Annotated in this window: 8 protein-coding genes; 2 read left to right on the top strand and 6 right to left on the bottom strand. The window is 71.3% G+C overall.

Annotated features, from left to right (window positions below; all coding sequences use genetic code 11):
• Nucleotides 1-399: heterodisulfide reductase-related iron-sulfur binding cluster (locus CIB93_RS32655; RefSeq protein ID WP_257002464.1), on the top strand; the 399-nt coding region annotated here is incomplete at its 5' end.
• 42 nt (nucleotides 400-441) lie between these two features.
• Here CIB93_RS32655 and CIB93_RS32650 read toward each other — a convergent pair.
• On the bottom strand, nucleotides 442-2172 hold the full coding sequence (locus CIB93_RS32650) for an acyl-CoA dehydrogenase family protein (protein WP_096632187.1): 1731 nt from the start codon (nucleotides 2170-2172) through the stop codon (nucleotides 442-444).
• Nucleotides 2173-2238: 66 nt separating this feature from the next.
• The gene (locus CIB93_RS32645) at nucleotides 2239-2805 is read right to left on the bottom strand and encodes a PadR family transcriptional regulator (protein WP_096632185.1); all 567 of its coding nucleotides are present in this window, start codon (nucleotides 2803-2805) and stop codon (nucleotides 2239-2241) included.
• A gap of 448 nt (nucleotides 2806-3253) precedes the next feature.
• Here CIB93_RS32645 and CIB93_RS32640 point away from each other — a divergent pair, with 448 nt between their 5' ends.
• Complete coding sequence (locus CIB93_RS32640; protein WP_096632184.1) at nucleotides 3254-3580, top strand: plasmid stabilization protein; 327 nt, start codon at nucleotides 3254-3256, stop codon at nucleotides 3578-3580.
• 113 nt (nucleotides 3581-3693) lie between these two features.
• On the opposite strand, the gene CIB93_RS32635 is transcribed toward CIB93_RS32640, so the two are convergent.
• The 4 genes from CIB93_RS32635 to CIB93_RS32620 form a co-directional block, all read right to left on the bottom strand.
• Nucleotides 3694-4509, bottom strand: coding sequence for a SigB/SigF/SigG family RNA polymerase sigma factor (locus CIB93_RS32635; RefSeq protein WP_096632182.1), 816 nt, complete (start codon nucleotides 4507-4509; stop codon nucleotides 3694-3696).
• A 268-nt stretch (nucleotides 4510-4777) separates the two neighbouring features.
• Nucleotides 4778-5812, bottom strand: a complete 1035-nt coding sequence (locus CIB93_RS32630) for an iron-containing redox enzyme family protein (protein ID WP_096632181.1) — start codon at nucleotides 5810-5812, stop codon at nucleotides 4778-4780.
• A complete protein-coding gene (locus CIB93_RS32625; RefSeq protein ID WP_373558826.1) occupies nucleotides 5809-6156 on the bottom strand; it encodes a CDGSH iron-sulfur domain-containing protein in 348 nt (115 codons plus the stop codon). Before CIB93_RS32625 ends, CIB93_RS32630 begins: the two co-directional genes overlap by 4 nt.
• Nucleotides 6140-6826 (bottom strand): HemK2/MTQ2 family protein methyltransferase, encoded by a 687-nt coding sequence (locus CIB93_RS32620; protein ID WP_257002465.1) that lies wholly within the window; start codon nucleotides 6824-6826, stop codon nucleotides 6140-6142. Before CIB93_RS32620 ends, CIB93_RS32625 begins: the two co-directional genes overlap by 17 nt.
• Nucleotides 6827-6877 lie beyond the last annotated feature (51 nt).

The raw sequence follows: 6877 nt of genomic DNA, 5'->3' as shown, positions 1-6877 counted from the left end.
CGCGAGATCATCGCGAAGGTCCCCGGCCTCCGCAACGAGGAAATGCACCGCCACAAGGAACGCGGCTTCTGCTGCGGCGCCGGCGGCGCCCGGATGTGGATGGAAGAACGCATCGGCAAACGCATCAACACCGAACGCGTCGACGAAGCCCTCGCCCTCAACCCGGACATCGTCTCCACCGCCTGCCCCTTCTGCCTCGTCATGCTCACCGACTCCGTCAACGGCAAGAAGGCTGAGTCGGCGAGCGGCTCCGCCGCGGGCGGCCAGGCCAAGGAGTCCATCCAGGTCGTGGACGTCTCCCAGCTCCTCCTGGAGTCCGTGAAGACCCCCACCGACCCGACCGGCGACCCGGACCAGGTGGACGCACCGGAGCCCGAACCGGCCGAGCACTCCTCCTGACGGCTGCTGGCAAGCCGTCAGGAGGGGCGGCACGTAAGGGGGTTACCGCGCCATCTCGTAGGCCCCGGACAGCGATTCCACACGCTCCCAGATCCGCGCCGAGCGGGCGGCGTCGACGACGGGGCGGCGCACCGCGCCCAGCGCCCAGTTCTGCTGGTCCTCGGTGGCGGAGTCCTTGCCGTGCAGCTCGACGGCGTGCGCGGAGAAGTCACGTACGAGGACGGCGAACAGCTCGTCCAGCAGGTCCTGGTCGAGGCCGGTCAGCCGGGCCTGCTCCAGGATCAGCTGGCCGTGGACGACGAGGGCGAACAGCTGCCCGACGGCGAGGAGGAGGTCCAGGTCACGGCTCTGCTCCTCGTCGGGGGCGGCTGTCTCGACGAACGTGCACAGGGCGTCCGCCTGCTCACGGAAGCGGGCGACGTTGGGCACCTCGGCGTAGGCGTCGAAGGCGGTGCGCCAGTCGTGGAAGCGCACGGAGCCGAGGCCGCGCGCCGGCCCCTGCCGGAACAGGAAGTCGTCGTCGGCCGCGTCGAGGCGGGTGGGGACGGCCGGGTAGTCGACCGGGTTCAGCAGGTGGTTCCGCATGAACTTCAGGATCAGCGCGAGGTTGACGTGGACCGTCCCCTCCAGCTTGGGCAGACTCCGGATCTCGACGGCGGCCTGGGCGAAGTAGTTGTCCTTCTCGAAGCCCTTGGCGGCGATGACGTCCCACATCAGGTCGATGACCTTCTCGCCCTCCGTGGTCACCTTCATCTTCGTCATCGGGTTGAAGAGGAGGTAGCGGCGGTCGTCGGGGCCGGCGGAGCGGAAGTAGTCGACGGCGCGGTCGCTGAACAGCTTCATCCCGACGAGCCGGACGTACGCGTCGGTCAGCTCTCGGCGCACGTGCGGGAAGGCGGTGACGGGGCGGCCGTAGAGGATGCGGTTGTTGGCGTGGGTGACGGCCTCGTACATCGCGTGCTCGCAGATGCCGATCGAGGCGGTGCAGAGGTTGAACTTACCGACGTTGACGGTGTTGAGCGCGGCGTCGAAGGCGGCGCGACCGGTGTGCAGGATGTCGGCGGGGGCCACCGGATAGCCGTCCAGGCGGAATTCGCTGACGAACTTGGAGGAGTCGACGACGTTCTTCACCAGGTGGTACGCCTCGTGGCGGCTGTCGGCCGCGAAGAAGACGTAGCCGTCGGGGCCCTCGACATCGGTGCGTCGGCCGAAGACGGAGACGAGCCCTGCGGCGTTGCCGTTGCCGATGTAGTACTTGGAGCCGGAGGCCAGGAAGCCGCCGGCGCCGTCGCTGTCCGGCGTCAGCAGCATGTCGGTGGAGTAGATGTCGGCGCCGTGCGTCTTCTCGGACAGGCCGAACGCGAACACCTCGCCCTGGGACAGGAGTTCGGCCGCCCGGGCACGCGCCTCCTCGTTGTCGCTCTGCCACACCGGCCCGAGGCCGAGGATGGTGACCTGCCAGGCGTACCAGTAGTCGAGCCCGTAGAAGCCGAAGATCTCGTTGAGGGCGGCGATCCGGGCGGTGTCCCAGCGCCGCTCCTTGTCGCCCGCCGCGGAGAGCGGGGTGAGGAAGGTGGCGAACAGCCCCTCCTTGGCCGAGAAGGCCAGGAAGTCGCCCAGCCAGGCGCGGGAGCGGTAGTCCTCGATCAGCCGGCGCTTGCCCCGCTCCTCGAACCAGTCGACGGTGGCGCGCAGCAGCCTGCGGGTCTCCGGGTCGAAGTGCTGCGGGTCGTAGGTGCGCGGGTTGAACAGCAAGGACGCGGACTCAGCCATGGAGGGTGCCTTCCGGGAGGGTGAGGGTCTTCTTCGGTGGTACGGAGGTGGCGGGCGGCGCGCCGTTCAGGCGCCCGGGCCAGTGGCTCCGAGGCGGTGCAGGGTGTCGAGTACGTCGTCGAGCCAGGCGATCGTCATGCGCTCGTACGCGATGCCGCCTCGCAGTACGACGTGCTGGAGTTCCTGACCGGCGTCCCGCGGTGCGGGCGCCTCGGGCCCGGTGAAGTCACGCGACTCCCCCGCGAGGTAGTGCGCGAGCCGGTCCCGGTGCACCTGACGGTGCCGCCCGACCTCGTCGATCAGGGCGGCCGGATCGTCGAAGGCGGCGCCCCGGATCTTCACGGCGAGATCGTGCCGGAGGCTCTCCGGTTCGATCGGCTTGTGCAGCCACTCGGCGAGCACGGTGCGGCCGGGACCGGTGACCGAGTACTCCTTCTTGTCCGGCCTGCCCTGTTGCGGCACCTCGCGGACGAGGAGCAGACCATCGGATTCCATGCGCCCCAGGACCCGGTAGATCTGCTGGTGGGTGGCGGTCCAGAAGTACCCGATGGACCGCTCGAAGCGCCGGGCCAGCTCATAGCCGGAGCCCGGCTTCTCCAGCAGGGAGACGAGGATCGCGTGGTCGAGGGCCATACCGTGAATCCTTCTATGCAACTCGTTTCATAGACAAGTCGTGGAGCCCGGGTGAGACACGGCTCACCCAGCTCCCCCTCCCGCCCGGCCCCGAGCTCCCACGGCAGAAGCAGGCGCCTCCCGGCTGGACCTCCGGGGCCCTTCTCGACTCCGACGTGTTCAGAGGGCAACCATGTGCACCCGGTGCACAGGTGGCATCACGTGTACCCGGTACACACGGCTACATCGTGTGTACGCGATGCACACGGCGCCACCGTGTGCGCGATGCACCCCGACGGCCTGAGGCGATCCGGCATGTTTAGCGGCTGCTCCCTGGGTACTCCGGGTGGCAGGTATCCGGCGTACGCAGGAAACTCGGGCGCCGACCGGTTGGGAGAACAGCCCTCGGCGCCGCACACCTTCCTTTCCCCACCCCCATCTCCCTCGGAACAGAGCCAAGGAGCACGACATGCCGGCTGGATCGAACAAGAAGCGCGAGCGGCAGTACGAGCACATCAAGGAGAGCCAGGAGGAGCGGGGCGCCTCCGAGCGGCGGGCGAAGGAGATCGCCGCCAGGACCGTGAACAAGGAGCGGGCCCGGTCCGGCGAGTCGACGACGGCGAGCAAGACCTCGACGCGGGACAAGAAGTCCGCCTATCAGCGGGGCGGCGAACGCTCCCACCGGGGCGCGCAGGGCCCCACGAAGGACCAGCTCTACGAAGAGGCCAAGAAGAAGAACATCGACGGGCGTTCCTCCATGAACAAGGCGGAGCTTCGGAAGGCTCTCGGACGCTGAGACCCCCGTGGGCCGACCCCGGCCGCACGCGAGACAGGAAGGAGTGGGACATGCCCGCGGACGCACGTGGCGATGACATGTCTCGACGACAGCCCTTTCGCGGCGGCCGCTCGTCAGACGGGGCGCGGTCGTGCGGTGCCGCGGGTCGTTTTCCGCCGGGCGGGCTCGCGGGCCGCGTCCTCACGGATCCGGCGGCAGGACTCGCTGATCAGACGGGACACATGCATCTGGGAGACACCGAGTTCGGCGGCGATGGCGCTCTGCGTCATCCCGGCGAAGAAGCGCAGATAGAGCACCCGTTTCTCGCGCTCCGCCAGGTTCCGGAGCCCCGGCCTGGCCGCCTCGCGGTCGAGCACCAGGTCGTAGGCCCCTTCAACGGTGCCCAGACTGTCGCAGAGCAGCACGCCGCTGCCGCCGACGGAGGCCTCGGCGTCGATGGACAGGGCGCTGAAGCCGTGGAGCGCCTCGCTCCCCTGCCGCACCTCCACCTGGGTCAGTCCGGTGTGCTCGGCGATCCGGGCGAGTGACGGCTGGGTGCCCGCGGCGGCCAGTTCGGCGGTGGCGCGGCGTACGACGTTACGGAGGTCCTGGACGCGGCGGGGGACGTGCACGGACCACATGCGATCCCGGAAGTGACGTTTGATCTCGCCGGTGATGGTGGGTACGGCGAAGGAAGCGAAGGCCCGGGTGCGCTCGGGGTCGTAGCGGTCGACGGCGTTGACGAGACCGACGGCCGCGACCTGCCGCAGGTCCTCCAGCGTCTCACCGCGGCCGCGGTAGCGGGCGGCCAGACGGTGGGCCATGGGGAGCCAGGCGCAGATGATCTCCCCACGCAGTCGCTCCCGCCCGGGCCCCTCGGGCAGCTCGACGAGTCGGCGGAAGAGTGCCGCCGTGTCGGGGTCGTCGGCATAACGGCTTTCCAGGGCCATGGGGGCGTTCAGCTCCTCGCCGCACGGGGTCTCTGTCGCCGGGAGGGTGGCGCGGCGGGGCGCGCCGAGTGTCCGTGATGACCCGCGACGCGTCCCTCGCCGGGGCGTGGCTCACCTCCGAAGCACCCCCTGGCCTTTCCCGTGCGGGAGCGGCGGTGAAACCCGGGATGCGGCGCGACCATACGACCGGCCGACAGGGGGCGTGGAGGCCCGGCTGCGCCGCTGAGGACCTGAGGGCGCCGACCGGCCGCCCCGTGCCCTTTGCCCCTCAGCCCGTCAGCGGTGTCCGCAGTGCCGTACGCCCCTCGCGCCACGCCGACAGCAGGTGGTCGGCGAGGCGGCCCTCCAGATACCCGGTGGCCGCGATGCCCAGGACGATGTCAGCCGCGAGTTCGGGTTCGTCCGCCAGCAGCCCGCCGATCACGTCGCGTCGCACCACCTGCTCGTGGACCGCGTCGGCTTCCACATGCTCGTCGTAGAACCGCTGCGCGGCGGGGCCCGCGCCCGCCCGGCGCAGCGCCGCCGCCAATCTCCGGGAGCCGGGGGACGAGGTGATCTCCACGGCGGCGAAGTGCCCGACCAGCGCGCCCCGCAGCCTCCGGTGGAGCCCGAACAGGGACATCACGTTCACCGTCGCCAGGGCCTGGGCGGGCGCGGCATCGAGGTAGCACCCGTACTGCGGATCGAGGCCGAGGTCGGCCATGAGGTCGGCGTAGAGCTGTGCGTGAATGTCCTCGGCCCGCCCCGCCCCGAACTCGTCGAACTCCACCGCCACCATCGCCGCCTTCGCCCGCCCGCGGAGCCGGGGGACCACCCACAGATGCGGATCGGCCTCCTTGAGGTGGTACAGGGAGCGCACGGCAGCGTACTCGCGCAGGTGCCACAGCTGCCCTTCCCGCTGGAGGTGGTGGCTGACGCTGTGCCCGTCGTCGCCCACGGGTTCCACCAGCAGCGCGTCGACCGCTTCCGCCACGTCCTGCCCGCCCGTCCCGCTGTCCCGGCGCAGGGCGTCCGTGAAGACGTCCTCGGCGGCGGCGCGTGCGGCGAGGAGGGCGGGGTCCCACTCCAGGCGCTCGTCCGTACCGGCGAACCCCCGGTAGTGGAGCTCGTACAGGACGTACAGGAGCAGGTGCAGGTCGTCGCCGTACGGGTGGGCGCGGCGGACCGTCCCCGCGTCGGGCAGCCGGGTTCCGCGGCCTGCCAGCACGGCGAGGACGCTCCCGCTCAGGGGCCCGCGCGCCTGCGGGAGCGGCGGGGGCGCGGCGGGATTCCGTTGGGCGGGGGTGGTGGCGGGGGTCGTCATGGCCGGGTTTCCTCCTCGCCCTCCTGGGGATCTCGGTCGCTTTCCTGGGGGTCGCGGTCGCCCTCCCGGGGGTCCCGGTCGCCCTCCCCGGTGTCGCGGCCGTCCGGCCTGGGGCTACCGTCGTCCGGGTGGGGTCTGGGCGGCCCGGCGGGCACGCGACGGCGGTGGCTGGTGTCGCACCAGGGGTAGGTGCGGCTGCGACGGCAAGTGCAGATCGCGGCGACGAAACGGTCGGACCTGGTCGTCGTACCGTCGTCGTTCACGACGACGACCGGCCCCTCGACCAGGATCGGGCCGTTCCGGCCCACCACCACCCGCCGGGGCCTCTCATTCCTTCCGGGCACGGATCACCACCAGCTCCTCCCTGTCCAGGCGGGCCGGCAGCAGTCCGCGGGCCCGCAGCCAGGCCGAGCGGCCCCGGGTGACAGGACCGAACGGGATCATCACCCGGTCGGTCACCGAGACGTGGAGTCCGGCACCGGACAACCGGTCCACGGTCTCCTCGGGGCGGCTCAGCCCCGACTGGACCAGCAGAAGCAGGCCACCGGGGCGCAGCGCGACGCAAGCGTCGGCGCAGATGCGGTCGAGGATCAACCGGCCGTCGAGGCCCGCGTCCCAGGAGCGGCCCGCCCGGTGCCGGGGCACCGGGAGACCGGGGGCGGGCACGTACGGGGGGTTGCTGACGACAGCGTCGAACGTACGCCCCGGCAGCGCACGGAGCAGGTCGCCCCGGCGCACCCTCACGGGCAGCCCGGCCAGCGCGGTGTTCAGCCGCGCCGACACCACGGCACGGCGGCTGATGTCGACGGCCGTGACGCGGGCGCCCAGCCGGGCGGCGTGCAGGGCCAGCGCGCCGCTTCCGGTGCACAGGTCCAGCACGTCCATCCCCGCGCGGATTCCCTCGCGTCGCATGGCGGTGGCCAGCAGAAGTGTGTCGGCCTGCGGGCGGTACACCCCGGGCAGACACACCAGTCTGCGCGGCCGTGGGGCTGCACCGAGTGTGTCCGGCGGCAGTGCCTGCCGCGTGCTGGGGCCGCCTTCGTCCCCGGGCAGCCGCACCCCTGG

This window comes from Streptomyces sp. WZ.A104 (assembly GCF_002382885.1).
Lineage (GTDB): Bacteria > Actinomycetota > Actinomycetes > Streptomycetales > Streptomycetaceae > Streptomyces.
Note: the sequence above shows the minus strand (reverse complement) of the source record. Positions and strands in the feature narration are given on the sequence as shown.